At 62.2% G+C, this 26,702-nt stretch carries 25 protein-coding genes; 10 read left to right on the forward strand and 15 right to left on the reverse strand.

Features of this window, described 5'->3' with window-relative positions:
* Positions 1-4: 4 nt before the first annotated feature.
* The 6 genes from R6X40_RS18335 to R6X40_RS18360 all read right to left on the reverse strand — a co-directional run bounded on the left by R6X40_RS18335 (position 5) and on the right by R6X40_RS18360 (position 6,725).
* A complete protein-coding gene (locus R6X40_RS18335; protein ID WP_318415224.1) occupies positions 5-1,180 on the reverse strand; it encodes an acyl-CoA dehydrogenase family protein in 1,176 nt (391 codons plus the stop codon).
* Positions 1,181-1,182: 2 nt separating this feature from the next.
* Positions 1,183-2,025 (reverse strand): enoyl-CoA hydratase family protein, encoded by an 843-nt coding sequence (locus tag R6X40_RS18340; RefSeq protein WP_318415225.1) that lies wholly within the window; start codon positions 2,023-2,025, stop codon positions 1,183-1,185.
* Between the two features lie 11 nt (positions 2,026-2,036).
* On the reverse strand, positions 2,037-2,807 hold the full coding sequence (locus tag R6X40_RS18345; RefSeq protein WP_318415226.1) for an SDR family NAD(P)-dependent oxidoreductase: 771 nt from the start codon (positions 2,805-2,807) through the stop codon (positions 2,037-2,039).
* Positions 2,804-5,125, reverse strand: coding sequence for a bifunctional salicylyl-CoA 5-hydroxylase/oxidoreductase (locus R6X40_RS18350; protein WP_318415227.1), 2,322 nt, complete (start codon positions 5,123-5,125; stop codon positions 2,804-2,806). Before R6X40_RS18350 ends, R6X40_RS18345 begins: the two co-directional genes overlap by 4 nt.
* Before the next feature lie 205 nt (positions 5,126-5,330).
* Complete coding sequence (locus R6X40_RS18355) at positions 5,331-5,855, reverse strand: MarR family winged helix-turn-helix transcriptional regulator (RefSeq protein WP_318415228.1); 525 nt, start codon at positions 5,853-5,855, stop codon at positions 5,331-5,333.
* Positions 5,856-5,960: 105 nt separating this feature from the next.
* Positions 5,961-6,725, reverse strand: a complete 765-nt coding sequence (locus R6X40_RS18360; protein WP_318415229.1) for a GntR family transcriptional regulator — start codon at positions 6,723-6,725, stop codon at positions 5,961-5,963.
* Between the two features lie 159 nt (positions 6,726-6,884).
* Between R6X40_RS18360 and R6X40_RS18365 the strand changes: the two genes are divergently transcribed.
* The 5 genes from R6X40_RS18365 to R6X40_RS18385 all read left to right on the forward strand — a co-directional run bounded on the left by R6X40_RS18365 (position 6,885) and on the right by R6X40_RS18385 (position 12,006).
* Positions 6,885-7,871, forward strand: a complete 987-nt coding sequence (locus R6X40_RS18365; RefSeq protein WP_318415230.1) for an ABC transporter substrate-binding protein — start codon at positions 6,885-6,887, stop codon at positions 7,869-7,871.
* A 67-nt stretch (positions 7,872-7,938) separates the two neighbouring features.
* Positions 7,939-8,718: an ABC transporter ATP-binding protein gene (locus R6X40_RS18370; RefSeq protein WP_318415231.1), complete on the forward strand. Its 780-nt coding sequence runs from the start codon at positions 7,939-7,941 to the stop codon at positions 8,716-8,718.
* A gap of 5 nt (positions 8,719-8,723) precedes the next feature.
* Entirely contained in the window at positions 8,724-9,647 is a 924-nt protein-coding gene (locus tag R6X40_RS18375; RefSeq protein ID WP_318415232.1) for an ABC transporter permease, read from the forward strand.
* Positions 9,648-9,663: 16 nt separating this feature from the next.
* Positions 9,664-10,911 carry a kynureninase gene (gene kynU / locus R6X40_RS18380; RefSeq protein ID WP_318415233.1) on the forward strand — a complete coding sequence of 416 codons (1,248 nt, stop codon included), beginning with the start codon at positions 9,664-9,666 and terminating at the stop codon, positions 10,909-10,911.
* Positions 10,912-11,037: 126 nt separating this feature from the next.
* Positions 11,038-12,006, forward strand: a complete 969-nt coding sequence (locus R6X40_RS18385; protein ID WP_318415234.1) for a threonine/serine dehydratase — start codon at positions 11,038-11,040, stop codon at positions 12,004-12,006.
* A 9-nt stretch (positions 12,007-12,015) separates the two neighbouring features.
* On the opposite strand, the gene R6X40_RS18390 is transcribed toward R6X40_RS18385, so the two are convergent.
* The 8 genes from R6X40_RS18390 to R6X40_RS18425 all read right to left on the reverse strand — a co-directional run bounded on the left by R6X40_RS18390 (position 12,016) and on the right by R6X40_RS18425 (position 19,223).
* Positions 12,016-12,702 carry an ABC transporter ATP-binding protein gene (locus R6X40_RS18390; RefSeq protein ID WP_318415235.1) on the reverse strand — a complete coding sequence of 229 codons (687 nt, stop codon included), beginning with the start codon at positions 12,700-12,702 and terminating at the stop codon, positions 12,016-12,018.
* Positions 12,699-13,448 carry an ABC transporter ATP-binding protein gene (locus tag R6X40_RS18395; RefSeq protein ID WP_318415236.1) on the reverse strand — a complete coding sequence of 250 codons (750 nt, stop codon included), beginning with the start codon at positions 13,446-13,448 and terminating at the stop codon, positions 12,699-12,701. The genes R6X40_RS18390 and R6X40_RS18395 overlap by 4 nt, the downstream gene beginning before the upstream one ends.
* A complete protein-coding gene (locus R6X40_RS18400; protein WP_318415237.1) occupies positions 13,441-14,412 on the reverse strand; it encodes a branched-chain amino acid ABC transporter permease in 972 nt (323 codons plus the stop codon). Before R6X40_RS18400 ends, R6X40_RS18395 begins: the two co-directional genes overlap by 8 nt.
* Positions 14,413-14,419: 7 nt before the next feature.
* Complete coding sequence (locus R6X40_RS18405) at positions 14,420-15,340, reverse strand: branched-chain amino acid ABC transporter permease (protein ID WP_318415238.1); 921 nt, start codon at positions 15,338-15,340, stop codon at positions 14,420-14,422.
* 98 nt (positions 15,341-15,438) lie between these two features.
* Positions 15,439-16,575, reverse strand: coding sequence for an ABC transporter substrate-binding protein (locus R6X40_RS18410; protein WP_318415239.1), 1,137 nt, complete (start codon positions 16,573-16,575; stop codon positions 15,439-15,441).
* Positions 16,576-16,614: 39 nt separating this feature from the next.
* On the reverse strand, positions 16,615-17,451 hold the full coding sequence (gene kynA / locus R6X40_RS18415) for a tryptophan 2,3-dioxygenase (RefSeq protein WP_318415240.1): 837 nt from the start codon (positions 17,449-17,451) through the stop codon (positions 16,615-16,617).
* A gap of 1 nt (position 17,452) precedes the next feature.
* Positions 17,453-19,072, reverse strand: coding sequence for an AMP-binding protein (locus R6X40_RS18420; protein ID WP_318415241.1), 1,620 nt, complete (start codon positions 19,070-19,072; stop codon positions 17,453-17,455).
* 7 nt (positions 19,073-19,079) lie between these two features.
* Positions 19,080-19,223: a hypothetical protein gene (locus tag R6X40_RS18425; protein ID WP_318415242.1), complete on the reverse strand. Its 144-nt coding sequence runs from the start codon at positions 19,221-19,223 to the stop codon at positions 19,080-19,082.
* A 153-nt stretch (positions 19,224-19,376) separates the two neighbouring features.
* On the opposite strand from R6X40_RS18425, the gene R6X40_RS18430 reads away from it, so the two are divergent.
* The 5 genes from R6X40_RS18430 to R6X40_RS18450 all read left to right on the forward strand — a co-directional run bounded on the left by R6X40_RS18430 (position 19,377) and on the right by R6X40_RS18450 (position 25,659).
* Entirely contained in the window at positions 19,377-20,207 is an 831-nt protein-coding gene (locus tag R6X40_RS18430) for an alpha/beta hydrolase (protein ID WP_318415243.1), read from the forward strand.
* 554 nt (positions 20,208-20,761) lie between these two features.
* Complete coding sequence (locus R6X40_RS18435; protein WP_318415244.1) at positions 20,762-21,607, forward strand: inositol monophosphatase; 846 nt, start codon at positions 20,762-20,764, stop codon at positions 21,605-21,607.
* A 47-nt stretch (positions 21,608-21,654) separates the two neighbouring features.
* Positions 21,655-22,263: a dual specificity protein phosphatase gene (locus R6X40_RS18440; protein ID WP_318415245.1), complete on the forward strand. Its 609-nt coding sequence runs from the start codon at positions 21,655-21,657 to the stop codon at positions 22,261-22,263.
* Positions 22,257-23,942 (forward strand): metallophosphoesterase, encoded by a 1,686-nt coding sequence (locus R6X40_RS18445; protein ID WP_318415246.1) that lies wholly within the window; start codon positions 22,257-22,259, stop codon positions 23,940-23,942. The genes R6X40_RS18440 and R6X40_RS18445 overlap by 7 nt, the downstream gene beginning before the upstream one ends.
* 73 nt (positions 23,943-24,015) lie before the next feature.
* The gene (locus R6X40_RS18450) at positions 24,016-25,659 is read left to right on the forward strand and encodes a Na/Pi cotransporter family protein (RefSeq protein ID WP_318415247.1); all 1,644 of its coding nucleotides are present in this window, start codon (positions 24,016-24,018) and stop codon (positions 25,657-25,659) included.
* Here R6X40_RS18450 and R6X40_RS18455 read toward each other — a convergent pair.
* Positions 25,656-26,642, reverse strand: a complete 987-nt coding sequence (locus tag R6X40_RS18455) for a LacI family DNA-binding transcriptional regulator (protein WP_318415248.1) — start codon at positions 26,640-26,642, stop codon at positions 25,656-25,658. The genes R6X40_RS18450 and R6X40_RS18455 overlap by 4 nt on opposite strands.
* Positions 26,643-26,702 lie beyond the last annotated feature (60 nt).

The raw sequence follows: 26,702 nt of genomic DNA on the forward strand, positions 1-26,702 counted from the left end.
CCCCTTATCGTGCAGCGTCCTTCATCAGCTCGCGGCCGATGATGAGCTTTTGAACTTCCGTCGCACCCTCGTAGATGCGCAACGCCCGGATTTCGCGATAGAGCCGCTCGGTGATCTCCCCGGTGCGCACACCCCGGCCGCCGAAGAGCTGCAGGGCCTGGTCGATGACCCATTGCGCATTTTCCGTCGCGGTCATCTTCGCCATCGCGGCTTCGCGCGTCGTCGGCAGCTTCTGTACGTCGCGTCTCCAGGCTGTTCGGCAGGTCAGCAGTGCTGCGGCATCGATGGCGGTCGCCATCTCGCCGAGCGTGCTTTGCGCGGTCGGCAGATCAGCGAGCGTCGCGCCGAACATCTTGCGGCTCTTGGCATGCGACACCGCCTCGTCGAGTGCCCGGCGGGCAAAGCCGGTCGCGGCGGCGGCAACGGATGGGCGGAAGACGTCGAGTGTGCGCATGGCGATCTTGAAGCCTTCGCCCGGGCTTCCGAGAAGCTGCGCGGCCGGGATGCGGCAATTGTCGAAGCGGATGCGAGCGAGCGGATGCGGGGCGATCGTCTCGATGCGTTCGACGATCGTGAAACCGGGCGTATTAGCGAAGACGACGAAGGCGGAAATGCCACGCGTGCCAGGTGCTTCGGAGGTTCGGGCGAAGACCGTGTAGAGATCGGCGATGCCGCCATTTGAAATCCAGGTCTTTTCGCCGTCGAGTATAAAATCGTCGCCGTCGCGCCGGGCGGCACAAGCCATGGCCGCGACATCAGAGCCCGCGTCGGGCTCGGAAAGGGCAAACGCGGATATCCATTCGCCGCGCGCGACCCTGGGCAGGACCGCCTCTTTCAAGGCTGGCGTACCGGACAGACTGATCGCGCCGGTACCGAGGCCCTGCATGGCGAAGGCGAAGTCGGCGAGCCCGTCGGCATAGGCCAGCGTCTCGCGCACGAGGCAGAGCGCCCTGCTGTCGATTTCTTCGCTTGCACCACCGAAAGCTTTCGGTACGCAATGACGGAGGAGTCCAGCGGCACCAAGCGCTGCGACCAGATGGCGGCAGGCGGCGTCGACATTGCCGTGATCGACGCCGTCGAGGCCGCCCTTGGCGACAAAGCTGTCGAGGTCTTTCGCAAGCGCGCGGTGGCTCTCGTCGAAGAATGGCCAGTCGAGATGATCGCGGGTCGGCGCGCGCATGGTCAGTTTCCCTCGAAGGCGGGTTTCGCCTTGGCGGCAAAGGCTTCGAAGGCCCGCTGGAAGTCGCCCGTCGCCATGCAAATCGCCTGGGCCTGTGCTTCCGCCTCGATGATCTGGTCGATGCCCATCGCCCATTCCTGGTCGAGCATCTTCTTGGTCATCGCATGGGCAAACCAGGGACCGTCGGCAACGGTGCGAGCGAATTTCTGCGCTTCGACAAGCAACGAGGGACGCTCGTGCAGGGCGTTGTAAAAGCCCCAGTTCAGGCCCTCCGCCGCGCTCATGACGCGGCCGGTGAAGAGCAGTTCGGCGGCGCGGCCCTGGCCGATGATCCGCGGAAGGATGCCGCAGGCGCCCATGTCCGCGCCGGCAAGCCCGACGCGCGTGAACAGGAACGCGGTCTTGGCGTCCGGCGTCGCGACACGGAAATCGGCGGCCATCGCCAGGATGGCGCCGGCACCGGCGCAGATGCCATCGACAGCAGCGATGATCGGCTGCGGGCAGGCGCGCATCTGGCGTACCAGCTCGCCCGTCATGCGGGTAAAGTCGAGAAGATCGGGCATTTCCATACGCGTCAGCGGCTCGATGATCTCGAACACGTCGCCGCCGGAGGAGAAGTTGTCCTTCGCGCCGGTCAGCACCACGGCGCGCACGTCGCTGGCGCGCGTCAGCGACCGGAACAGGTCGCAAAGCTCTTCATAGCTTTCGAAGGTCAGCGGGTTCTTTTTGTCCGGGCGGTTGAGCGTGATCGTGGCGACACGGCCGTCGGCATCGGTTTCGAACAGGAAGTGTTTGGCTTCGTGACCCTTGAAGGGGCGCTTCTTGGCCTGCATGGGGTTGGTCATGTCTGATATCCCTAGAGAACTTCGCCGCCGGCGACCGCGATGGCCTGGCCGGTGATTGCGGTCGCCTTTTCCGAGACGAGCCAAGAGACTGTGTGGGCCACCTCACCAGGCGTCACCAATCTGCCTTGCGGATTGGCGCGGGCAAGGCTGGCGCGGGCGTCCTCGCGCGTGCGGCCGGTCTTCTGGCTGATCGTATCGAGCGCGCCGTCGATCAACGGCGTGTAAGTGAAGCCGGGGCAGACGGCATTGACGGTGACATCGGTGCGGGCAAGTTCGAGTGCCAGCGCCCGCGTCAGGCCGATGACGCCGTGCTTGGAAGCGCAATAGGCGGACACATAGGCATAGCCAGTGAGCCCTGCCGTGCTCGCGACATTGACGATGCGACCGTTCCCGGCGCGGCGCACGGAGGCGAGCGCCGCATGCGTCACCAGATAGACGCCCGTCAGGTTGACGGTAAGAACGCGTTGCCAGAGCGCGAGGTCAGTCTTCTCAAACGGTGCGGACGGTGCCTCGCCGGCGCAATTGACCAGGACGGCGATATCGCCGGACTCTGTGATTGCGGCCGCAAGGCCGCGCTCCACCGAAGCGGCGTCGCTGACGTCAAACCCGTCATGGACAAAAGCCTCTCCGCCCGCCACGCGGATGTCGTCACGCACGGCCTCCAATGGGGCCGCTCGCCGCCCGGCGAGGCTCACGACATGACCGTCGGCCGCCAAAGCGAGCGCGATGGCCTTGCCGATACCGCTTCCGGCGCCTGTGACGAGAGCGTGCCGCTTGTTCATGGCTTGCCCGCCGTCGTTGCCGCGCGGGCGAGGTTGTTGACGTACTGTGCCCGGGCCGAACGGTACTGTTTCGGCCAGGGCTGGCCGTCATAACCGATCCGTGCTGCCTCATGCAGGACGAAGGACGGGTCCGCCAGATGCGGGCGGGCAACGGCGCAGAGATCCGCCCGGCCGGCCGCGATGATCGAATTGGCGTGATCGGCCTCGGAAATCGCCCCGACGGCTATGGTCGGGATCTGGATTTCGTTGCGGATCTTGTCGGAGAACGGCGTCTGGAACAGGCGGCCATAGACCGGCCTTTCCTCCTTCACCACCTGGCCGGAGGAGCAGTCGATCAGGTCGGCCCCGGCCTCCTTGAACAGGCCGGCGAAAATGGCAGCATCGTCTGGTGTGTTGCCGCCATCATGCCAGTCATGGGTCGAGAGGCGCACGGAGATTGGCTTGTCCTCAGGCCACACCTTGCGGATGGCGTGGAACACTTCGAGCGGAAAGCGGGCGCGAGCGGCATGGTCGCCGCCGTATTCGTCCGATCGTTGGTTCGTCAACGGCGACAGGAAGCTCGACAGCAGATAGCCGTGCGCTGCGTGCAGCTCGATAATGTCGAAGCCGAGGTCGCGGGCTCGTTCGGTCGCCTGCACGAAGTCATGAATGACGCGGTCCATGTCGGCCCGGGTCATTTCGCGCGGCACCTCAGAATGGGCGAGGTAAGGCAGCGCCGAGGCTGAAATCAACGGCCACCCGCCTTCGGAAAGAGGCTGGTCTATGCCCTCCCAGGCGAGCTTCGTGGCGCCCTTGCGTCCGGCATGGCCGAGCTGGAGGCCGATCTTGGCGGGTGTCTGCTGGTGCACGAAATCGACGATGCGCTTGAAGGCCTGTGACTGTTCATCGTTCCACAGGCCGAGGCATCCGGGCGTGATCCGCGCATCGGCCGAGACGCAGGTCATTTCCGGAAAGACGAGTGCAGCACCGCCCATGGCGCGCGCGCCGAGATGCACGAGGTGAAAATCGCCCGGCAGTCCGTCCGTCGCCGAATACATGGCCATCGGCGACACCACGATGCGGTTGCGAAGTGTCATGCCGCGGATCTTCAAGGGTGTGAACATCGGGGGCGGGACGGCGCCGTTTGCCATGGGTTCGGCGCCCGCCCGTTCGGCGAACCAACGCTCGAACCCTTCGAGCCAATCCTTGTCGCGCAGGCGCAAATTCTCGTGGCTGATGCGCTGCGAGCGCGTCAGCATCGAATACATGAATTGTTCCGGCTCAAAAGTATCGGCATAACGCGTGCCGACCACTTCGAACCATTCCATGGCATTGCGCGCGGCATTCTGGATACGGGCGACGTCGACGCGGCGCACGTCCTCGTAAGCCGAAAGCACGGCCGGGATGTGGGCCTTGTCATGGCCGAGAATGTCGAACTGCCGGGTCAGCTCGATCGCATCGTCGATGGCGAGCTTGGTTCCCGAACCGATGGCGAAATGGGCGGTGTGGGCACTGTCGCCCATCAGCACGACGTGGCTGTTGCCGTTGAAATGGCTCCACTTGTCGCAGATCAACCGGCCGAAATTCAGCCAGGCGGAGCCGCGCTGGTGGCGTGCATTGGTCATCAGCGCGTGGCCGTCGAGCGTGCCGGCGAACAACTTTTCGCAGAACTCGATCGACTGCTGCTGGTCCATCTCATCGAGCCCGTGGGCCTTGTAGACCTCGTCCGTGGTCTCGACGATGAAGGTCGAGGTGGTGTCGTCGAAGCGGTAGATATGCGACTGGAACCAGCCATGTTCGGTCCGCTGGAAATCAAAAGTGAAGGCGTCGAAAAGCTTGTTTGTGCCGAGCCAGATATAGCGGTTCGGTCGCACGACCATGTCGGGCCGGAAAGTGTCGGCATATTTGTGGCGAATGCGCGAATTGACGCCGTCAGATGCGATGATCAGGTCCGCGCCGGCGAATTCCTCGTCGCTTTCCACATCGCGCTCGAAAAGCAGTTCGACGCCGAGTTCCAGGCAGCGATCCTGCAGGATGTTGAGCATCTTGCGGCGGCCGATGCCGACGAAGCCATGCCCTGACGTGCGGATCTTGCGGCCCTTGAATACCAGTTCGATGTCGTCCCAATGGTTGAAGGAGACCTCGATCGCTTCCGCCGTCTCCGGATCCCACTGGCGCATCGACTGCATGGTGGCATCCGAGAAGACCACGCCCCAGCCGAACGTATCGAAAGCCCGGTTTCGCTCGACGACCGTGACCTGGTGTTCGGGGTGCTGGCGCTTCATCAGCAGCGCGAAATAGAGACCGGCAGGCCCACCACCGATACAGACGATCCGCATGTCGTTCTCCTCCCGAGGTCCGGCTGCGTAGTGCACTGTTCGAGAGGCCGTTGGCCGGCATCTCGGACCGTGAGAAGCAAGGTGGACTCGTTCAGAAGAAATTTCAAGCTTAAAATTGTTTTTGACGTGCCGGTGCGTTTGCGCACGCGTCGAATGCTGCGATGTGCTGTTTCAACGGGGAGTCAGAAAAAGGAGAAAGAGCGCCTCATGGGCTCTTTGCGAGAGACGCGATGATGGAGCGCTTCAATTTGGCAAGCTCGTCCATCAGGACACCATTGTCCTTCGGCGCGAGGCCGGCGAACAGGTCCGATATCCAGTCGGCATGCCGTGCCGCCATCTTTTCGAATTCGGCGCGACCGAAGGGGGTGAGGGCGATGATCTGCACACGCCGGTCCGTTGCAAGCGTCGTGCGGCTGATATGTCCGCTCTCGGTCAAGCGTTCAACCAGGACCGTAATGTTGCCCGGCGAGACCATCATGCGCTTGGAGACCTCGCCGAGCACCATCCCGTCAGGCGCGCGCTCGAGTTGGGCCATCAGGTCGAAACGCGGCAGGGTCGAGTCGAATTCCTCCCTGAGCCGTCGCCGGACTTCGTTCTCGATCAGCGTCGAACAGGTTAGCAGGCGCAGCCAGAGCCGAAGCTCGACGCGATGATCGTGCGGAGCCTCAAGGACTTTGGTCTCGCCATCCAGCCAATCCGGCGCGATGTCGAACTTGTCGTCACCCATCATTGCAAACGCCCGCTTTCCACCCTTCACCACGCGCGAAGGACACTATCTCGCCGCCTTGCCTTTTAGAGATGTTTCCCGCTCTTGGACAGGCCGGATGTCGCGCCATCATTTTATTGGGTGGACCAGCAGCGGGTGGGGTGAGGGATGGCCGCCATCCTCCGACTGGGCAAAGACATTGATCGTAAAGCCGATGTGATCGGCCATCAATGTCTTGGCGCGCGCGACGTCGCGGTCAAGGGCTGCTTCCATGAGTTCGGTATGATGCTTGATCGCCATGGCGTCGTGTAGCGCGGCGACGGCTTCCTGGTATCCCTCGTTCATGCCCTCTGCCGCCCTCAGTGTCGGGGCGAGGCTGAGGAAGCGGTGGTGGCGGCGAAGCTGGTCGGAAATCGTCGCCTGGAAGCGCGCGAGCCAGCTCGACCTTGCGGCACTGATCAGAGCGGCGTGGAAGGTAGCGTGCTTCTCGTCCCACTCGTCGATCTCGCTTTCAGAGACGTTCTCGATGGAGAGCTTGCAGCGCGACAGCCGATAATGCGCAGTGACGACCGCGGATTCCCAGGCGCTGTCGCCATTCTCGATCGATTCGAGCAGAAGGGGGATCTCGACAACCGACCGTGCACGGGTGAGATCCTCCAGCGCCGCACGCGAAACCGGAGCAACGGCAAAACCGCGATTGCTGATGGTGGTGACGAGCCCTTCGGCTTCAAGCCGTGACAAGGCTTCGCGCAACGGCGTCCAGCCGATCTCGTAGCGGTCGCGCAGCGCGCTCAGCTTCATCGGCGCACCGGGGCTGAGCCGCGTCGTGAGGATGTCGCGCCGTAGAAGCCGGTAGGCCGATTCCGTCTTGGTCGATTGCTCAAGATCTTGCATCACGTTCCCTTAACGTCTGCGTGGGATCAGCACAAATATATATAGTTTCGCCACTATAATCAAAATATATATATTTATTTGACAAGAAGCCGGGCCGCCGCCATGATCCCTGCAAGCCGCTGAGGAACGGCGGTCGCTTATCGTATCTGGGAGGATTTCATGGGCAGATTTACAAAGACGTTATTTTCCGGACTGTTCGTCGCCGGTGCTCTGGTGCTGGGCGCCGGATCGGCGGCGGCTGAGCCGATCCGCATCGGCATTGCCAACTTCGGCGAACATCCGCAGCTGAGTGCATCGATCGCCGGCTTCAAGAAGGCACTGGCGGAAAACGGCTTCGTCGAAGGAACCGACGTCGTCTATAGCGAGAGCCACACCAACTTCGACGCATCACTTGTACCGCAGATGATCGCAAAGCTTCAGGCCGAGCAGCCGAAGCTGATCTATACGATCACGACCCCTGTTTCGCAGATCGCCAAGAAGGCGCTTGCCGGTTCCGGGATTCCGGTGGTGTTTTCCGCCGTCACCGATCCGGTGGCCGCCAAGCTGGTTCCCTCCTGGGAGGCCGGCGACGAGGGCATGACTGGAGCGACGGACCTTCAGGACGTCGCCGCCGTGATGGAATTCACCCACAAGCTGCTGCCTGACGCCAAGCGCTTCGGCGTGCCTTACAATCCGGGCGAAGCCAACGACACGGCACTGCTCGACAAGATCAAGGAAGCAGCACCGGCCGCCGGATTCGAGGTCGTTGCCGTCGGCGTCGACAACGTCAACGACATCCAGCAGCGTATCGCCTCCTTCGCAGGCAAGGCCGACGTGATCTATACGCCGGCGTCCAACCTGCTCCAGCCGGCGATCGCCGCCGTTTCGGCCGCCGCGCGCCAGGCGCAAATCCCGATCGTCAATTCCGACGACGGTGCCGTGCGCGAGGGCGTCGTTCCGGCGAGCTTCGCCGTGAACTACGAGCAGGTCGGCCTGGCGGCTGGCAAGATCGCCGCCGAAATCCTCAAGGGCAAGGACCCGAAGTCCATCGCTCCGTGGCGCCCGGCCTATGAGGACCACAAGCCGCTGATCTCGAAGAAGACGCTTGCCGCCTTTGGCCTGGAAGTGCCGGCATCGCTTGCTGATTGCGGCTGCCTGATCGACTGAGGCAGGTTGGTGTCAACAAGTGACGGCGCGTGAAAGCGCCGTCACTTCGCGTAAAGAGGGGGAGCCAATGCTGGAAATCAAGTCGGCCCGAAAGGTGTTCTACAAGGGGCAGGCAGATGAGAAGGTCGCTCTTGACGACCTCAACCTGCGGCTCGAAACAGGGGAGTTCGGCGTCGTCATCGGCTCGAACGGCGCGGGCAAGAGCAGCATGCTCAACGCCATCTCCGGGGCCCTCGTTCTCGACACCGGTAAGGTTCTCATCAACGGCGACGATGTCACAGCTATACCCGTGCATAAACGCGCCATGCGCCTCGCGCGCGTGTTCCAGGACCCGATGAAGGGCACTGCCGCCTCGATGACGGTGGCGGAAAACATGCTGCTGGCAGACCTGAGGGCCAACAAGCGAACGCTGCGTCGCGGTCTCAATCCGGCACGGCTTGCCGCCTACAAGGAGCGCTTGTCGCTGCTCGGCCTCGGTCTTGAAAACCGTCTCGATACGCGGGTGGAGCTGCTGTCCGGCGGGCAGCGGCAATCGCTATCGCTGATCATGGCGGTCGGCGGTTCGCCGGCGCTTCTGCTGCTCGACGAACACACGGCAGCGCTCGATCCGCGCACGGCCGACATCGTCATGCAGGCGACGATCCGTGCCGTCGAAGCCTTGAAGCTGACGACCCTGATGGTGACGCACAACATGCAGCACGCCGTCGATTTCGGAAACCGGGTCATCATGCTCGACGCCGGTCGCGTGCGTCTCGAAATCGCCGGCAAGGAAAAGGTCGCGATCACGGTCCCGGACCTGATCGGCCATTTCTCCGTCAAAACCGACCGTATGTTTCTGGCGAGCTGATGATCATGGATTTTCTTCAAAACACCGTCTCGAGCTTCATTGCGCTGGTTCCCGTCACCCTGGCGCAGAGCCTGATCCTCGCCTTCGTCGTGCTGGGGATCATGATCCCTTTCCGTATGCTGAGCTTTCCGGACCTGACCAGCGAAGGGGCGTTCCCGCTCGGTGGTTGCGTCTGCGGCGTGCTCATGGCCGCCGGAATGTCGCCCTTGGCGGCGATCGCCGCTGCCCTGATCGCCGGTTTCGTCGCCGGTTGCTGCACGGCCTTCATCCATCTGCGCTTCCGGATCCATACGCTACTCGCCGGCATCCTGATGATGACGATGCTTTATTCGATCAACTTGCGCATCATGGGCCGTTCGAACATTTCGGTCTTCGGGTCGACGACCGTCTTTGACTGGGTACCATTCCTGCAGCCCGGCTTTCCAGCGAGCAAGATCGTCATGGCCGGCGTGATCGGTCTTCTGGTCTTCGCACTGCTGCTGCATTTCTTCCGCACCGAAAAAGGCACGGCCGTCCGCGCCGTCGGGGCCAATCCGGATATGGCCGAAGCACAGGGCATCAATGTCTGGCTGGCGACCATCGGCGGCGTCGGGCTCGCGGGCGGCTTCTCGGCGGTGGGCGGCGCGCTGATGGTGCAGTCGCAGGGTTTTGCCGACGTCAACATGGGTCTCGGCATCCTGATCAACGGCCTTGCAGCCCTGATGATCGGCGAGGCCATCGTTGGCAAGAACAGTGTGCCACGCCAGCTCGTTGCCCCCTTCGTCGGTGCCATCGTCTATTACCAGCTCGTCTCCTTCTGCCTCGCCGCCGGCATGCCGCCGCCGGATCTGAAGCTTGCGACAGGCCTGTTTGTGCTCGCCATGCTGGCCCTGCCCAGCCTCAAGCGAAGCCGCGGCCCAGCGCCCGCCCGTGAAACCATTCGTGAATAATCCAAGGACCGCCCCCATGTCTGCACTTCCTGATTTCGCTGCAATCGAGGCCATGGACGAGGTTGATGGGCTGCGCGCGATGCGCGACCGGTTCATCCTGCCAAAAGGCCTCATCTACCTCGATGGCAACTCCCTTGGAGTTGCCTCGCATGCCGCCTTCGCCGCGCTTCACAAAGCGGCAACCGAGGAGTGGGGGCAGGACCTCATCCGTAGCTGGAACACCGCAGGCTGGTTCGACATGCCACTGGCGCTGGGCGACCGCGTGGGACGTTTGATCGGCGCGGCCGCCGGCCAGACTGTCGTCTGCGACACGACGTCGGTCAACATCTACAAGACCCTGCACGCGGCAATGGCGCTCAGGCCCGACCGATCGGTGATCGTCAGCGAAGGCGGCAGCTTCCCGACCGACATCTACATGGCCGAGGGGGTTGTCTCGACTCGTCCGGGTACGTCGCTGCGGCTGGAAGGCGTCGATGCACCGGCGATTGAAGAACTGATCAACAGTGACGTCGCCGTGGTTCTGGTCAATCACGTCAACTACAAGTCGGGCGAATTGCGCGACATGGCGGCTTTGACACGCAAGGCGCATGAACACGGCGCGCTGATCATCTGGGATCTCTGCCACACGGCCGGTGCGTTGCCGGTCGATCTTGACGGTGCGAATGTCGATTTCGCCGTCGGCTGCACTTACAAGTACCTCAACGGTGGCCCCGGCGCGCCGGCCTTCATCTATGCCGCCGAACGCTACCATGGCGATATCAGCCAGCCGCTCAGCGGCTGGTGGGGCCATGCGCGACCCTTCGCCTTTGAAAAGCACTATGCGGCCGGCCAGGGCATCCGCCGCTTTCTGTGCGGCACGCAACCGATCCTCTCTCTTCGCGCGCTGAAGGGCGCGCTCGACATCTGGGATGAGGTCGACATGGAGGCGCTGCGCGCAAAAAGCCTCGGCCTAACAGACCTGTTCATCGCGCTCGTCGAAGCCAGATGCGGCGCCTATGGCCTTGAGCTGGAAAGCCCACGCGACCGGGCAAAACGCGGCAGCCAGGTCTCGTTCAGCCATCCGAATGCCTATGCGATCATGCAGGCGCTGATCGCCAGCGGTGTCATCGGCGATTTCCGCGCACCCTCGACCATCCGGTTCGGCTTCACGCCGCTCTATGTCAGCTACATGGATGTGTGGAATGCGGTCGTGATCCTCGAAGACATCCTGCGCACCGGATCGTGGCAGGATGCGCGTTTCGCCGTCCGCTCTGCCGTGACCTGATTTTGCGGCGGCGGGAAATTGGCCCCGCGCCTTCTCCCCGCTTGCGGGGAGAAGGCTGCCGTCAGGCTGGATGAGGGGCAGTCCACCCATATCCGGTCGCCTTGCTCTCATCCGGGAAACCTCGCCATGACCGCACCACGCCGCCCGACACTCGAAGAGATCGCCGAGGCCCGTGCGCGCATCGCACCGCATTTTGCGCGCACGCCGCTGGTCAAGCTCGACCTTGGGTTGGCGGACCGGCAGATCTTTCTGAAACTGGAGACCCTGTCTCCGATCGGTGCCTTCAAGCTCCGTCCGGCGCTGAACGCCGTGTTGTCACGTGATCCCGCATCCCTTCGCGACGGCATCGCGGTCACCAGCTCCGGTAACATGGCCTATGGCATGGCGTGGGCCGCCCGCCTCGTCGGCGTGCCGATGGTGGCCTACATGTATCGCGGCGCGCCGCAAACCAAGATCGACGGGGTGCGAGACCTTGGCGGCGAGGTTCGCTTCGTCAGCGCGCAAACCTGGTGGGATTATATTGTCGGTGCCGCCCGGCCGGATGCGCCGGAGCTGTTGATCAATCCAGTGACCGATCAGGCGGTGCTGGCAGGCAACGGCACCATGGGCATGGAAATCGTCGAGGATCTGCCTGACGTCGATGTGGTGCTGACCCCATACGGCGGCGGCGGCATGACAGCAGGCGTCGCCAGCGCGCTCAAGGCGATGTCCCGGCGCGCGCGCATCTTCGCGGTCGAGGACGGCAGCGCTGCGCCGGTCCGTGCTGCTCTCGAAGCCGGACATATCGTAACGATAGAAACCCGGCCGTCTTTCATCAAGAGCATCGGTGGTCCGTCGCTGGTGCCGCAGCTCTGGCCCGTCGCGCGCGACCTGATCGACGGCGCCATTTCCGTCAGCCCTGCCGAGGTGACCGAGGCGATGCGGCTGCTGTTCAGGAAAGCCAAGATCGTCGCTGAAGGCGCGGGCGCCGCTTCTCTTGCCGCCGCGATCGCGCGACCCGATCTGACGGGGAATATTGTCTGCGTGATTTCCGGCGGTAATATCGACGCGGCGGCCTATTCCGTTGTGCTCGGCGGCGGCATTCCGGCCGCTTAAGCCAAGACGTCAGACGCCGAGATAACGGTCCTGAAGTTCTGAAGTCAGTGCCGCCGGCGCCCCTTCGAAAACGGTCGTGCCTTTCTCCAGCACGAAGCATCTGTCTGCCACGGGCAGTAGTTCCGACAGCGTCTTGTCGACGACGAGGATCGACTGGCCTGCGGCCTTCAGCGTGCGGATCGCCGACCAGATGTCCTGGCGGATGACGGGCGCGAGACCCTCGGTTGCCTCGTCCAAAATGACGAGGCGCGGATTGGTCATCAGGGCGCGGCCGATGGCGAGCATTTGCTGTTCGCCGCCGGAGAGCGTGCGGGCATATTGATTGCGCCGCTCGCCAAGGCGGGGAAAGAGGTCGACGACTTTTTCGAAGCTCCAGTCGCTGCCGCGCGCCGTGGCGACGAGGTTCTCCATGACCGTCAGGTTGGGAAAGCAGCGTCGTCCTTCCGGCACGAGGCCGAGGCCGAGTCTTGCGATCCGGTGCGGTCGCATGCCGAAGATCGCCGTGCCGGCAAAGCTGATCGCGCCTGAACGCGGGCGCACGAGACCGATGATCGAGTTGATGGTCGTTGTCTTTCCCATGCCGTTACGCCCCATCAGCGCAACGACTTCGCCTTCCCTGATATCGAGATCGACGCCGAACAGCGCCTGCGAGGCGCCGTAGAAGGTTTCGAGGCCTTTGAGCTCAAGGAGGGTCACGCGGCGTCTCCGAGATAGGCGCGGCGCACGTCGGGGTCGCTGCGGATTTCATCGACCGTTCCCGTCGCGATGATGCGGCCATAGACGAGGACCGATATGCGGTCAGCCAGCGCAAAGACCGCATCCATGTCGTGCTCTACCAAAAGCATCGGCGCTTCGTGACGCAATTCGTCAAGGAGCGACGTCAACTGCTTGGAGCCCTCGGGTCCCATGCCGGCCATGGGTTCGTCGAAAAGGAAGGCTTTTGGCGAAAGCGCGAGCGCGATGGCGATCTCAAGCTGCCGGCGTTCGCCGTGCGAGAGCTCGCCCGCCGGCAGGTGGGCACGTCCGGCCAGGCCGACGCGCTCCAGCATGACCATTGCCGGATCGGTCAGGGTCTTGTCGTTCGCCACTTGCCGAAGGAACCGGAAGCTGCTGGCCTGCTTGGACTGCACTGCCAGCATGACGTTGCGAAGGGCGGAGAACTCCTGGGCGAGCGAGGAGACCTGGAAACTGCGCGCCAGGCCGAGCCGCGCCCGCGCCGCCATGTGAAGCCCGCCGATATCCTGGCCGAGAAAACGGATCGTGCCGCTGTCGGCCGTAAGCGATCCGGCGATCTGGTGGATGAGCGTGCTCTTGCCGGCACCGTTCGGGCCGATCAGGGCGTGGATCTGTCCGGGGTAAAGGTCGAGGCTCACGCCATCCGTGGCCTTCAGCGCGTTGAAGGACTTGCGCAAATCGCGGATTTCGAGAATGGGCTCAGGCATGACGCGGCTTTCCCGACAAAAGGCCCAAAAACCCGCCGCGTGCGAAGAGCACGATGCCGAGCAGAATGAGGCCGAGGAAGAACTGCCAACGCTCGGTGATGCCACCAAGCACATTTTCCAGGCAAACGAAGACCATTGCGCCGGCGACGGGGCCGAACAACCGGCCGTTGCCGCCGAGGATGATCAGCACCATCAACTCGCCCGACATGTGCCAGGACAACATCGAGGGGCCGACGAAGCGGTTGAGGTCGGCATAGAGCGCGCCGGCAAGGCCGGTGATCATGGCCGAGATGGTAAAGGCGACGAGCCTGACGTAAAAGGGCTGGATGCCGACGGCGGCAAGGCGCGTACCGTTCTGTCGTGCCGCCTGCAGGGCGCTGCCGAAACGCGAGCCCTCGACGAGCCGGAATAGAAGAAGCGTTGCCATCAGCACGGCGAAGCAGATGAGGAAATAGGGCAGGGGCTTGGTGGTGTTGATCCCGGGGAAGGCGTTGCGCATGGAGATCGACAGGCCGTCCTCGCCGCCATAGGCCGGCCAGGAGACCGCGAAATAATAGATCATCTGCGCGAAGGCGAGCGTGATCATGATGAAATACACGCCGGTTGTGCGCAGGCTGATCGCGCCGATCGGCAGGGCCACGAGGCCGGCGACCACCACGGCCACCAGCCAGATGATCGGCATCGAGGTCGTCCCGGGAATTCCCAATACAAGCAGTTCGGCATTGAAGGCATGCGTTGCTAGGATGCCTGCAACATAACCGCCGATACCGAAGAAGGCGGCGTGGCCGAAGGACAACAGTCCGCCAAGACCGAGCGCCAGGTTGAGGCCGACAGCGGCGAGTGCGAGTACGACGACGCGGGTCGCGAGCGTCACGTAGAAGGGTTCGCCAATGCTGGATGCGACGAGCGGGAGGCCAAGAAGCAGGAGAGCGAGCAGCAGGTTGATGGTGGTTTCGCGGGTCATTTGGGCCTCACGACTGGGCCGCGAACAGGCCGCTTGGCCTGAAAGCGAGAATGAGGGCCATGACGACATAGATCAGCATCGAGGCCAGCGCCGCGCCGATCGTGGCCGCCTGGGCGGCGGGCATGGTCAGCGCAAGCAGCGAGGGCAGCAGGAAACGGCCCATGGTATCGACCACGCCGACGATGACGGCGCCGACGAGCGCGCCCTTGATGGAGCCGATACCGCCGATGACGATAACGACGAAGGCGAGGATCAACACTGGTTCGCCCATCCCGACCTGTACCGACTGGAGCGCGCCGACCAGGGCGCCGGCAAGGCCGGCGAGTGCTGCGCCGAGCGCGAAGACCATCGTGTAGAGCGTGGTGATATCGACGCCGAGGGCGGCGATCATCTCACGGTCGGACTCACCGGCACGAATGCGCATGCCAAGCCGGGTCTTCGAGATCAGCAGGTAGAGGCTGGCGGCGACAACAATACCAACGGCGATGATCGCCAGGCGGTAGAGCTGGTATTGCCCACCGCCCGGCAGCGGCACCGCGCCTTGAAGTTGCTTGGGGATGTCGAGATAGAGCGGGAACGAGCCGAACAGCCAGCGCGCGCCTTCCGACAGGATCAGGATAAGGGCGAAGGTGGCGAGCACCTGGTCGAGATGATCGCGGTCGTAAAGCCTTCGGATAACGACGATCTCGATGAGTGCGCCGACGCCGGCGGCGGCTGCGAGGCTGGCGATCAGGCCCAGCCAGAAGGATCCGGTGGCGGCCGCGACCGTGGCGCAGGCGAAGGCGCCGATCATGTAGAGCGAGCCATGGGCGAGGTTAATGAGGCCCATGACGCCGAAGATTAGTGTCAGGCCGGCGGCCATCAGAAACAGCATCACGCCGAGCTGAAGCCCGTTGAGCAGTTGTTCGATCAGGAGTGCAGTCAACACGGCGTCGGTCCAGGCTTCGGGTCGGTCGGGAGCGCATGGGGTATCGTCCGGGCGCCGGCGGGAAGCCGGACGCCCGAACGATCAGGCATGAAGGGACGTTACAGCCCGCACTTGTCGGCGTAGGCGTCCTTATGGTTTTCAAAAGCGGTCGCGATGATCTTGTTGGTCAATACGTCGCCATCTTTCACCACCTCGCGTACATAGATGTTCTGGATCGGGTGCTGGTTGGTGTTGAAGGCGAACGTGCCGCGCACAGACTTGAAGTCCGCCGCCTTCAGCGCTGCGCGGAAGGCATCCTTGTCCTTGACGCTCGCCTTGGAAAGCGCCGAGAGGATCAGGTTTGCGGTATCCCAGCTCTGCGCCGCATAGACAGATGGCAGGCGGTTGTATTCGGCCTTGAAGCTCTGGACGAAGGCCTTGTTGACCTCGTTGTCGAGATCCGGAGACCAGCTGGCGGAGTTCTTGACGCCAAGCGCCGCATCACCGACGGCTGGCAGCACGTCCTGGTCGAAGGAGAATCCCGGACCCATAACCGGAATGCCGACGCCTGACTGGGCATACTGCTTCATGAAGGCAATGCCCATGCCGCCCGGCAGGAAGAAGTAGACGGAATCGGCGCCCGACGCGCGGATCTGCGCGATCTCGGCCGCGTAGTCGGTCTGGCCGACCTGAGTGTAGATTTCGCCGGCAAGGCTGCCCTTGTAATAGCGCTTGAAGCCGGTCAGGGCATCCTTGCCGGCCGGGTAGTTGGGCGCGAGAATGAAACTGTTCTTGTAGTCCTTGTTGGCGTACTCGCCCATGCCTTCGTGGAAATTGTCGTTTTGGTAGGCGACATTGAAGTAGTTCGCATTGCAGTTCGCACCCGCCAGCGCCGAGGGGCCGGCATTCGGCGACAGGTAGATGACGTCCTGCGCCACCGCGTTCGGCACGACCGCCATGGCGAGGTTCGACCAGATGATGCCGGTCATCAGGTCCACCTTGTCGCCCTGGATCATCTTTTCGGCAATCTGCACCGCCAGTTCCGGCTTCTGGGCATCGTCTTCCACGACGAGCTCGATGTCCTTGTTGCCCGATTGCTCGATGGCGAGCTGAAAGGCATCGCGCATATCGATGCCGAGGCCAGCACCACCGCCCGAAAGCGTGGTGATGACGCCGATTTTCACCGGTTCGGCGTAGGCGAAGCTGGACGTTGCGAGCGAAAGGCCGAAGAGGCTCAATGCCAGAATACGGTTCATGCTGTTCTCCTCATATAGTTCGGTTTTTATTGTGTTCTATCAAAGGTCTGTACGAACATGCCATAGCTCGGGGAAGAGTTCCACTTCGAGCATCTTCTTGAGATAAGACGCACCCGAAGTTCCGCCGGTTCCGCGCTTGAAGCCGATGATGCGTTCGACTGTGGTGACGTGATTGAAGCGCCAGCGCCGGAAATAATCCTCGAAATCGACCAGTTTTTCCGCAAGCTCGTAGAGCATCCAGTAGCGTTCCGGGTTGCGGTAGACGGTCTGCCAGGCGGCGAAGACCTTGTCGTTTTCAACGCGTGTCTCGCGCCAGTTGTCGCGTTCGGCTTCCTCTCCGACATCGAACCCGTTGCGCGCCAGGACCCGGATGGCTTCATCATAGAGCGATGGCGCGGAAAGGATCGTCTCCAGCCTCTCCATGATGTCGGGGCGATGGGCATGCGGGCGCAGCATGGCGAGGTTTCGGTTGCCGGCCAAGAACTCGATCGCCCGGTATTGCCAGGACTGGAAACCGGAGGACTGTCCAAGCGAATCCCGGAACTGGGTATATTCGCTCGGTGTCATCGTCCTCAGCACATCCCAGGCGTTGTTCAGTTGTTCGAAAATGCGGGCGACCCGCGATAGCATCTTGAACGCTGGCTCCAGCCGATCGTCCCTGATCGACCGGATCGCCGAACCGATCTCGTGCAGGGCAAGCTTCATCCAGAGTTCGGAGGTCTGGTGCTGGATGATGAACAGCATCTCGTCATGCGCTTGCGAAAGTGGCGCCTGTGCGGTCAGGATCTTCTCCAGCCCGAGGTAGTCGCTATAGGACATGCGCCCATCAAACGACATTTGCGCGCCTTCCTGGGAAGGGTCGTAGGGCTTGCTCATTTCAATTCTCCGGCCGCAGGCGGAACCGCTGGATCTTGCCCGTCGCCGTCTTCGGCAAGGCGTCCAGGAATTTGACCGACCGCGGATATTTATAGGGGGCGATGATCGCCTTGACGTGGTCCTGTAGGCGTTTGATCGTCGTATCATCCGCCGAAACGCCGGGGATCAGTACGACGTGAGCCTCGACGATCTGGCCGCGTTCACCATCCGGTGCGCCGATCACGGCGCATTCGGCGACTTCAGGATGCGCGATCAGGGCCGCTTCTACCTCAGGCCCGGCGATATTGTAGCCAGCGCTGACGATCATGTCGTCCGAACGGGCGGCGAACCGGAAGAATCCGTCCTCATCCTGGAAGAAGGCGTCGCCGGTGATGTTCCAGCCGCCGCGGACATAGTCGCGCTGGCGCGCATCAGACATGTAACGGCAGCCTGTCGGCCCGCGCACAGCAAGCTTGCCGATTGTACCGCGCGGCACGTCGTGCATCTCGTCGTCGACGATCCGCGCCTCGTAGCCGCCGACGGGCTTTCCCGTCGAGGCGGCCTTGCGATCCTCGAAACGGTTGGAAATGAAGATGTGCAGCATCTCGGTGGCGCCGATCCCGTCGAGGATGGGCTTGCCGGTCTTTTCGGTCCACTCGTCGAAGACCGGACCGGGCAGCGTTTCGCCGGCGGAGATCGCCACGCGCAGGGACGAGAGGTCCGCGCCGGCATCCATCGCCTTCAGCATGGCCCGATAGGCAGTGGGCGCCGTGAACGAGATCGTCGCCTTGTAGGTCTCGATGATCTCGACCATCGAGGCGGGCGTTGCCTGTTCGAGGAGCGTTGCTGCCGCCCCGAAGCGCAGCGGAAAGATCGCAAGACCGCCGAGGCCGAAAGTGAAGGCGAGCGGCGGCGAACCGACGAAGATGTCGTCTGGCGTCACGCCAAGAACTTCTTTTGCGTAGCCGTCTGCAGTCGCCAGGAGGTCGCGGTGGAAATGCATGGTCGCCTTCGGCACGCCTGTCGTGCCTGACGTGAAGCCGAGAAGCGCCACGTCGTCGCGGCCGGTGCGAACGGCGTCGAAGATGACTGGCTTGTCGAGAGCGGCCCGGTCGAGTTCAGCGTCGTGGTTCGCGGTCCCGTCAAAGCCGACGACCTGCTTCAGAAAACGGCTGTCCTTGGCGCAGGCGATCATCTCGTCCATCAGGCGCGTGTCGCAGAGCGCCAGGCCGATCTCGGCCTTGTCGACGATCTTGCCGAGTTCGCCGACGCGCAGCATCGGCATCGTGTTGACGACGACGGCACCTGCCTTGGTCGCTGCGAGCCAACAGGCGACCATGGCCGGATTGTTGGCCGAGCGGATGAGGACGCGGTTGCCGGGTTTTACCCCGTAGTTCTCGACGAGTGCATGCGCCAGCCGGTTCGACCAGTCAGAGAGCTCCTTATAGGTGCGCCTCCGCCCATTGCCGATCAGCGCGGTCCGGTCGCCGACCCCTTTGGCAACCATCGCATCGGTCAGTTCGACGGCTGCGTTAAGATGGTCCGGATACTCGAAACCCTCGAGCAGGAAATCCGGCCACTCTTCCGGCGGCGGAAGGTTGTCGCGTGTAAACGTGTCGACATGTGCGGTCGGTCCAAGCATATGGCGGCTATTCCCCTGTTCCTATCGTGCCTGTGGCCCAGGCATGTTCAAAGCCGGCGAGATGGTCTGTGGTCGCGAAAAGCCGTTCGCCCGGGCGGATCTCGCCTGGCCGCGTCGTCGCGCCGGAAAATGCATCAATGGTGATGGGCACAGCGAAGACCTCCACTTCTACGCTGAACATGGAGCAGCATTGCATCTGTCAAAAATTATTTCAAGCCTAAAGTTTCTCGCCCGGTGGGCATTGCCTTTCTCCACTGTCCGGGCGATTTCTATGGCGCTTGCAAGCAAGGGGAGGAGTGTAGCGATGCTGGAATACCGCATTTCGGATTGGGATGACGCCTATGCCAATGGCGTGAACATCGCCCGCGGCGACCGGTGGCCCGAGGCCTGGGTCAAGCCCGCCGAAGCTTTCCGCGGTGCGTTGCATTCAAACGGACGCGCGAAACTCGACATCACCTATGGCGAGCGGCCGCGCAACCGTATGGACCTCTTTCTCCCCGACAGTTCGGCCAAGGGGCTGGTCGTCTTCGTGCATGGCGGCTTTTGGTTGCAGACCGACAAGAGCGTCTGGTCGCATCTGGCCGCCGGTGCCGTCGCGAGCGGCTACGCCGTTGCCATGCCGTCGTACACGCTATGTCCGGAGGTTCGCATCGCGGAGATCGTGACCGAAGTCGCCGCGGCCATCGGGGAAGCCGCAAGGATTGTCGAAGGGCCGCTGATGTTGACCGGGCATTCGGCCGGCGGCCATCTCGCCAGCCGGATGGTCACGGCGACATCGCCTCTTGCGCCGCACGTCCAGCAACGCGTCCGAAACGTCGTCTCCATTTCCGGCCTGCATGACCTGCGCCCGCTTCTGTCCACCGCCATGAATGAAAGGCTTGCCATCAACGAAGCGGAGGCAATTGCAGAAAGCCCGGCGCTGCTGCGGCCGATGCCGAATGCCCGCATCACCTGCTGGGCGGGAAGCAGCGAACGCTCGGAATTCCTGCGCCAGAACGCCTTGCTCGCCAACATCTGGACCGGCCTCGGCGCCACGACCGCTACGGTCGTCGAGCCGGACAAACACCATTTCAACGTGCTCGACGGCCTCGCCGATCCAACCCATGCTCTGGTGCGGACCCTGCTATCGGAGTGAAGATGCCGATGCAGGCCCTCAGTTATCGTGGTGTAGCGTAGCGTCTATCGCAGCCCGGCTCTGTCGGCTCGCTTTTCTTGATGCACGCCTTGGCGAGAACGCCAAAGTCATTACCCCTTGCGCCCAAGACCGCTATTGCCAGCCCTCAATCGGTGCTCAGATAGCCGAGATCGAGATTAAGGGCCTGATGGGCTGGCAGAAATCGACGGGCTATAACCGGCGCAGCCGTGTGGTGGCGCAAATGGGCGAACAAAAGAGCGTCATTGGTCGAGCCGTGAGAGCAGGAGACTTCAAAATCAGCGGACCGAAGCCAGGATAGGTGTCTATGCCGTCACCAGAATGAAAGAACTTGGCCGTCCGAAGTTCGAGCGCACCGCCTGAAATCCGCCGGGTTAGGAGGGGCTCAACAAATTTTGACTGCTGCAACACGGCCGTCAACGCCAGCGATCCATCAGGTATGACAGTGCCTATCGCATCAAACAATCGCGCTTGAAAACATTGAACACGTGTGCAATATGAACACGTGTTCAATGTGTGTTTTATGGTCGGAGTCCATGGAATCAATGCCCTATCCAGCTACTTTGGAAGCGCGTGCCGACCTGTGCCGCGATGTTATTCGCTCTGCGGGAGAGCTTGTCTTGAAAGGGTTTCACGGCGAGACGACGCGCAGTTACTCGATGAAGGGTCCTCAGGACTTCCTGACGGTGACGGATGCCGCCTCGGAAGCGCATATTCGGGGTCTGCTTTCGGCGCATTTTCCAGATGACAGCTTCTTCGGCGAAGAGGGCGGCGGTGACATTGCCGAGCGTGTCTGGGTGGTCGATCCCGTCGATGGAACTGCCAATTTTGCCCGCGGGATTCCGCATTTTTGTATCTCCATCGCCTATGTCGAGAATGGCCGCACCGAAATCGGCGCGATCTACAATCCTGCTCTCAATGAGCTCTATTTCGCCCGCCGTGGCGAAGGAGCGACGCGCAACGGGCTACCCATAAAGGTCGCTCAGACGGAGCGCTTCGATGCGGCCTCCATTGAGATGGGATGGTCGACCCGTGTGCCGAATGCCACTTATCTCGATGTCGTCAAAAATCTGCTCGATATGGGCACCAATGTCCGCCGCGCAGGATCGGGGGCTTTGGCACTCGCCTATGTCGCCGATGGACGCTCGGATGGTTACATCGAATTGCACATGAATTCCTGGGATTGCCTTGCGGGCCTGCTGCTGGTCAGTGAAGCCGGTGGCGCGGTCTGCCCGTTCCTTGATATCGGCAGCTTGGAGGGGGGCGGGCCGGTGCTCGCCGCCGGTGCGGGTCTCGCGCAGGGCGTCAGCAAGGCGTCGAATATCCCGCTGGCGTCTGCACAGGCGCAGGACCGGCAGCTGGCAACAACGGCTTGGTCCTGAAGGGTCAGTCTGAGAAGAGCGCGCCTCGTGTGTGCGAAGGAGTGGAAATGGATGGACCTGTTTATGCCCGGCCTGCGATCAGCCTGATTGGCGAAGGCCTCGGCCCGCATGGCGCAACGATCTATATCGGCGGCAGCGATGGCGCGCGCGATCTGGCGCTCCTTCGGCGGCATGGCATCACCACGGTCGTCAACTGTGCCGTCAATCTCGATATCAATTTTGTGCCGGCGGCGGCCGAAGAGGGCGATCTGCGTGCGACTGGCTATGGCGACGTTAGGTACTACAAGCTTGGACTGATCGACGGCGAAGGCAGCCCGGACACAATGATGCTCGGCGCCTATTATATTCTCGACGGCGCGCTCAGGCAGACAATGCCAAAACGGGAGACCTATCCCTTTCCGGATGGTGGCAACGTGCTCGTCAATTGCCGTAGCGGCCGCAGCCGCTCGGTCTCGCTGGTCGCCCTTTTTCTTCACAAGCAGCAGCCGCACCTTTACCCCACCCTGGATGATGCAGTCGCGGTGATCCGCGAGAAACGGGACCTGCGGCCGGATGAATGGTTCGAGACACCGAAACCGATGCTCTATGCCGCTGCGCGCCGCGCCTCCGAATGGATTGATGTCATCGAAGGCAGAAAGCAGACATCATCATGCTGACAGGCAGTCTGCCGTCCGTCGCTGTCATTGCCGATGCCCACTTCCATGACACGGGGGCCGATTTCGGTTTTCCTGGCATCGTGATCGACGGGCGGCCGATAACCATGCGGAGCTGGTCGGATACGCGCCAATCTACCCGTGTCTTTAACGAAAGCGCCGATGCGTTCCATGCGGCACTCGACGAGGTGCGGCGCCGCAACATCCGCCATGTGGTGTTGCTCGGTGACTATACCGACGACGGGCAGCGGACCACCGCCGAAACGCTGAGGGGTATCCTGCAACACCACAGCGCGGCCCACGGCACCGCCTTCTACGCACTGCCGGGGAACCACGACATCTTCGGTCCGCGCGGCCGCCATCACACCAAGGAATTCCTGACGGAAAACGGCAAGGGTCTTTCGGTCTCCAGCGATGCTCTTCTGGCAAGCGAGCATGTCGTCTTCAATGAAGGAATGTATTGCGAGGGCTATCCCGCCGGTCTCGACCCGATGGCGGCCTTCGGCTATTTCCGCCAGCCGGACTATCTCCACTGGGAAACGCCGTTTGGAGGCTCCGATGTGCCCGAAGACCGTCTCTATGAGGTTCGCTCGCCCGGCGGGAATAACGTCTACCAGCTGATGGATGCATCCTACCTCGTCGAACCGGAGCCTGGGCTCTGGCTGCTGATGATCGACGCCAACATCTTCGAGCCGCGCGATGGCCTGTTCGAGACGGGCGAAGAAGCGGCCTTTACCGACAGCACATCGGGCGGATGGAATGCGCTCTTGCGAGCCAAGCCCTTCATCATCGACTGGATTGCCAGCGTCAGCCGCAGAGCGCAGGCGCTTGGCAAGGCGCTGCTGGCCTTCTCCCACTATCCTGCACTCGACCCCTTTGATGGCGCGACAGGCGCCGAAAGCACGCTGTTTGGCGAAACCAATGTTGTGCGCCGCACGCCGCGCAAGGCGGTCGAAGATGCGCTGTTGCAGGCGGGGCTTTCCGTCCATTTTAGCGGGCACCTGCATGTTGAAGGCGTCACCCGGCGCGGGGGAGGGGATCGGTCGCTCACCAATGTTGCCGTGCCGTCGCTCGTGGCTTTTCCGCCCGCGTTCAAAGTCGTTCATCCCTCACACAAGGCGATCGCCATCGAAACGGTGGAAATGTCCGCGTTGCCGGTCAACACCCGCATTTCCAAGGGCTATGCGCAGGAAGCCGCATTTGCCGCGGAGGGGCAGGATCCGGCCTTCCTGTCGGACAATTACGGCGCCTTCCTGCGCGGCCACAAGCGCGCGCTGGTGCGGTATCGTTATTTCGCGAAGGAATGGCCGGACGGTATCGTGACCGTGATCCAGGATCAACGGGTAGCGACTGTTCTTGCCTCATTCGGTGGGGAAGCAGGGAAGCCTTCCGGTGGCTCCTTGTCCGCCGCCTTGCCGATGCTGGATCTGATCGCGGACTGGTATTGTCTGCGGCAGGGCGCAGTTCTGGCACTGCCGCATATCGAGCCCGAAAGGCTCGTCCTCTATCGCGGATTGGCTAAGCGCTTCGGACGCGAACCGAACGGCCACGACGGTTCCCTTGAAAGCTTCCTCAGCATTTTCTTCGGCGCCCTTGGGATTTTTCTCGACCGTGCCGAGCGCGGTTCGCGAGCGGTAACGATCCAGATCGCACCGCGGCGGCACGAGCTTCTGGCGGTATGACCGCGGCCGCTCTTCTGGTTGGCAATATTCCAATGTGCTGCAGGTCCTGCAGCTCATGGCGAGAGGTGATCTGATGGATTCGGTCATTATCAGCATCAATCTCTTCGGCGCCGTTGCGCTGCTGCTGTTTGGGCTGGGCCAGGTCAAGGACGGCATGACACGCGCCTTTGGTGCAAAGCTGCGCATCGGTCTCGCTGCCGGTACCCGAGGCGGGCTGCGCTCCTTCATCGCCGGCTTCATCGCCACGGTGGCCTTGCAGAGTTCGACGGCAACAGCCCTGATGGTGGCTTCTTTCGTGGAGAAGGATCTGATCGTGCCGGCCATGGCACAGATCGTGTTGCTTGGGGCCAATGTCGGCACCGCAACAACCGCATGGATCGTTGCCCTTGGCCTCGGCTGGCTTTCTCCAATGCTGATCCTTGCCGGCGTCATTCTCTCGCGCACCAAGTCAACGCCGCGGCAGGGGGCGGGCTCAGCTCTTGTCGGGGTCGGCCTGATGCTGCTCTCGCTGCACTTACTCTCTGCCGCGACGGATCCCATACGCCAATCCCCGGCACTCAGCCTCTTCATCACCATGCTCGGCAATGCGTGGCCCGTCGCGCTGATTTTCTCGGCGGTGCTGGCCGTACTGGCGTCCTCAAGTCTTGCCATCGTCGTTCTCATCCTGTCGCTCGCTGCAAACGGCAGCATCGATACCAGTCTGGTTATCGTGCTGGTTCTCGGCGCCAATCTTGGAGGCGCTGTGCCGCCTGTGCTGACAACGCTGAAAGCGGCGGCCGCTGCCCGCCGAGTTACCCTCGGCAATCTCATCGTCCGAGCCATCGGCTGTGCCGCTGCCCTTCCTCTTGCCGGATACGGTGCGGAATTGCTGGAGATGTCGCCTTTCTCGCACACCAATTTCGCTGTTGATGCGCATCTCCTCTTCAATCTGGCCGTTGCCCTTCTGGCCTGGCCATTGTCGCCGCTGCTCTTGCGTGTAACCACTGCGCTTCTTCCCCAGGAGAAGGAAAGCGAAGGCGATCGCAGCTATCTCGATAGTCACGACCTCCATCGGCCGGTCGCAGCACTTGCCGGAGCAAGCCGCGAAGTCATGCTGGTGGGCGACCTGATCGAGCGCATGCTGACGCAAGCCGGTGAAGCCATGCGCCATAACGACGTGTCGAGGCTTGCCGATATCAGCATGCTGGAAGGACGGGTCGACCGCATCCAGCACGGGATCAAGGTCTATGTCTCCAAGGTCGGTCAGGATGGGTTGAGCGGCAAGGACCATCGCCGCGCGATGGATATCGTCGAATATGCCATCAACCTCGAGCATATCGGCGATATCATCGAAAAAGGCATTCGCCCGGAAATCGCCAAGAAGATCAATCTCGGCCTGCAATTCTCCGACGACGGCAAAATTGAGCTTGAGCACCTTTTCACCATCACGCTCGACAATATCCGCATGGCTCAAACGGTTTTCGCGACACAGAATGCCGAGCTTGCACGCCGGCTGGTCGAGGTGAAGGAAGACGTGCGGCGGCTGGAAAAACAGTCGTCCGAGCGGCACCTGCAACGCCTTCGCGACGGCCGGACGGATAGTATTCAGACGAGCTCGGTGCATCTCGACATGCTGCGTGATCTGAAGCGTATCAACGCCCATATCGCTTCCGTCGCCCACCCAATCCTCGACCAGAGCGGCCTTCTGAGCGAAAGCCGCATCAAGCAGGCAGGCTAACGGGCAGTGATGCGCTCGACCAAGGAGACTGGTACGATTTGAAGTCGCGTCTCTGGTTCGTCGCTGGCGAGCGCCGTCAGGACCTTTTCAGTCAAAGCCTCGAAAGACTGTCCGACAGTTGTCAGTTGATAGCTTTTCCAGCCGGCCTGGGGGATGTCGTCAAAGCCGACGATCGACAGATCCTCCGGCACGCGACGGCCCATTTCCAGACGCGCTGCATCCATAAAACCCAGCGCAAGCAGATCCGTGACACAGAACGCGCCGTCAATTGCCTTGTCGCCTAGCAGGTCGCGGCCTGCCTGATAGCCACTTTCATAGCTTGTCGTACCGTCGGACCAGGGAACGACCTCGACGTCTTCAAGAGCCATGCGCTGGCTGAAAGCCGTGGCGCGCCGCACCTGTGCCGGTGTCTGGCTGCCGCTGGATATCACCGCGACTTTCCGGCATTTGGCCTCGATCAGCCGCATCGCGGCGAGATCGGCACCATGGGAATCGTCGCTCAGCACCATGTTGGTATCCGTGCGGTCTAGCTTCTGATTGATCAGGATGAGCCTGACGCCATTGGCCATGCATTCGTCGATAATCGATGCCGGCGGTTCACCGGAAAGGACGACGATCGCCTGCGCACGGAATTCGAAGAGAAGCTCGATGAGCGGCGCGATATCCTTGCGGGCGTCTGCCGCATTCAGCAAAAGACATTGTAACCCGCGCCGCAAGAGGCCGATGCTCAGGAGGTCAAGCTGCTTGGAAATGAAGGGAGATCCCAAATTTGCGCCCACAACGCCAATCAGGTTCGAGCGATCATTGTTAAGGCCCTGCGCCAGCCGATTGACGCGGTAGCCAAGATCCTGAGCGGCCTTGATGACCTTGCGCCGAACCGCCTTCGACACGCTACCGCCGGGGGTGAACGTGCGCGAAACGGCCGAGCGCGAAACACCCGCTTTCTTGGCCACCTCCTCGGCCGTTACGAAGCCTCTTACCATTCATGTCCCCAATGCAAATCAAGTCTCTGATATTACTGGCCACATCGCACCGGTTTTTCC

This window comes from Rhizobium sp. PL01 (assembly GCF_033447125.1).
In the GTDB taxonomy this organism is placed as follows: domain Bacteria; phylum Pseudomonadota; class Alphaproteobacteria; order Rhizobiales; family Rhizobiaceae; genus Pararhizobium.

Excerpts from the sequence above, each read along its gene's own strand:
- R6X40_RS18435 (WP_318415244.1), top strand. The coding sequence starts at position 20,762 with ATGGAATCAATGCCCTATCCAGCTACTTTGGAAGCGCGTGCCGACCTG.
- R6X40_RS18400 (WP_318415237.1), bottom strand. The coding sequence starts at position 14,412 with ATGACCCGCGAAACCACCATCAACCTGCTGCTCGCTCTCCTGCTTCTT.
- R6X40_RS18385 (WP_318415234.1), top strand. The coding sequence starts at position 11,038 with ATGACCGCACCACGCCGCCCGACACTCGAAGAGATCGCCGAGGCCCGT.
- R6X40_RS18430 (WP_318415243.1), top strand. The coding sequence starts at position 19,377 with ATGCTGGAATACCGCATTTCGGATTGGGATGACGCCTATGCCAATGGC.
- R6X40_RS18350 (WP_318415227.1), bottom strand. The coding sequence starts at position 5,125 with ATGCGGATCGTCTGTATCGGTGGTGGGCCTGCCGGTCTCTATTTCGCG.
- R6X40_RS18340 (WP_318415225.1), bottom strand. The coding sequence starts at position 2,025 with ATGACCAACCCCATGCAGGCCAAGAAGCGCCCCTTCAAGGGTCACGAA.
- R6X40_RS18395 (WP_318415236.1), bottom strand. The coding sequence starts at position 13,448 with ATGCCTGAGCCCATTCTCGAAATCCGCGATTTGCGCAAGTCCTTCAAC.
- kynA (WP_318415240.1), bottom strand. The coding sequence starts at position 17,451 with ATGAGCAAGCCCTACGACCCTTCCCAGGAAGGCGCGCAAATGTCGTTT.
- R6X40_RS18450 (WP_318415247.1), top strand. The coding sequence starts at position 24,016 with ATGGATTCGGTCATTATCAGCATCAATCTCTTCGGCGCCGTTGCGCTG.
- R6X40_RS18440 (WP_318415245.1), top strand. The coding sequence starts at position 21,655 with ATGGATGGACCTGTTTATGCCCGGCCTGCGATCAGCCTGATTGGCGAA.
- R6X40_RS18420 (WP_318415241.1), bottom strand. The coding sequence starts at position 19,072 with ATGCTTGGACCGACCGCACATGTCGACACGTTTACACGCGACAACCTT.
- R6X40_RS18355 (WP_318415228.1), bottom strand. The coding sequence starts at position 5,855 with ATGATGGGTGACGACAAGTTCGACATCGCGCCGGATTGGCTGGATGGC.
- R6X40_RS18360 (WP_318415229.1), bottom strand. The coding sequence starts at position 6,725 with ATGCAAGATCTTGAGCAATCGACCAAGACGGAATCGGCCTACCGGCTT.
- R6X40_RS18375 (WP_318415232.1), top strand. The coding sequence starts at position 8,724 with ATGGATTTTCTTCAAAACACCGTCTCGAGCTTCATTGCGCTGGTTCCC.
- R6X40_RS18335 (WP_318415224.1), bottom strand. The coding sequence starts at position 1,180 with ATGCGCGCGCCGACCCGCGATCATCTCGACTGGCCATTCTTCGACGAG.
- R6X40_RS18445 (WP_318415246.1), top strand. The coding sequence starts at position 22,257 with ATGCTGACAGGCAGTCTGCCGTCCGTCGCTGTCATTGCCGATGCCCAC.
- R6X40_RS18370 (WP_318415231.1), top strand. The coding sequence starts at position 7,939 with ATGCTGGAAATCAAGTCGGCCCGAAAGGTGTTCTACAAGGGGCAGGCA.
- R6X40_RS18410 (WP_318415239.1), bottom strand. The coding sequence starts at position 16,575 with ATGAACCGTATTCTGGCATTGAGCCTCTTCGGCCTTTCGCTCGCAACG.
- R6X40_RS18365 (WP_318415230.1), top strand. The coding sequence starts at position 6,885 with ATGGGCAGATTTACAAAGACGTTATTTTCCGGACTGTTCGTCGCCGGT.
- R6X40_RS18345 (WP_318415226.1), bottom strand. The coding sequence starts at position 2,807 with ATGAACAAGCGGCACGCTCTCGTCACAGGCGCCGGAAGCGGTATCGGC.
- R6X40_RS18455 (WP_318415248.1), bottom strand. The coding sequence starts at position 26,642 with ATGGTAAGAGGCTTCGTAACGGCCGAGGAGGTGGCCAAGAAAGCGGGT.
- kynU (WP_318415233.1), top strand. The coding sequence starts at position 9,664 with ATGTCTGCACTTCCTGATTTCGCTGCAATCGAGGCCATGGACGAGGTT.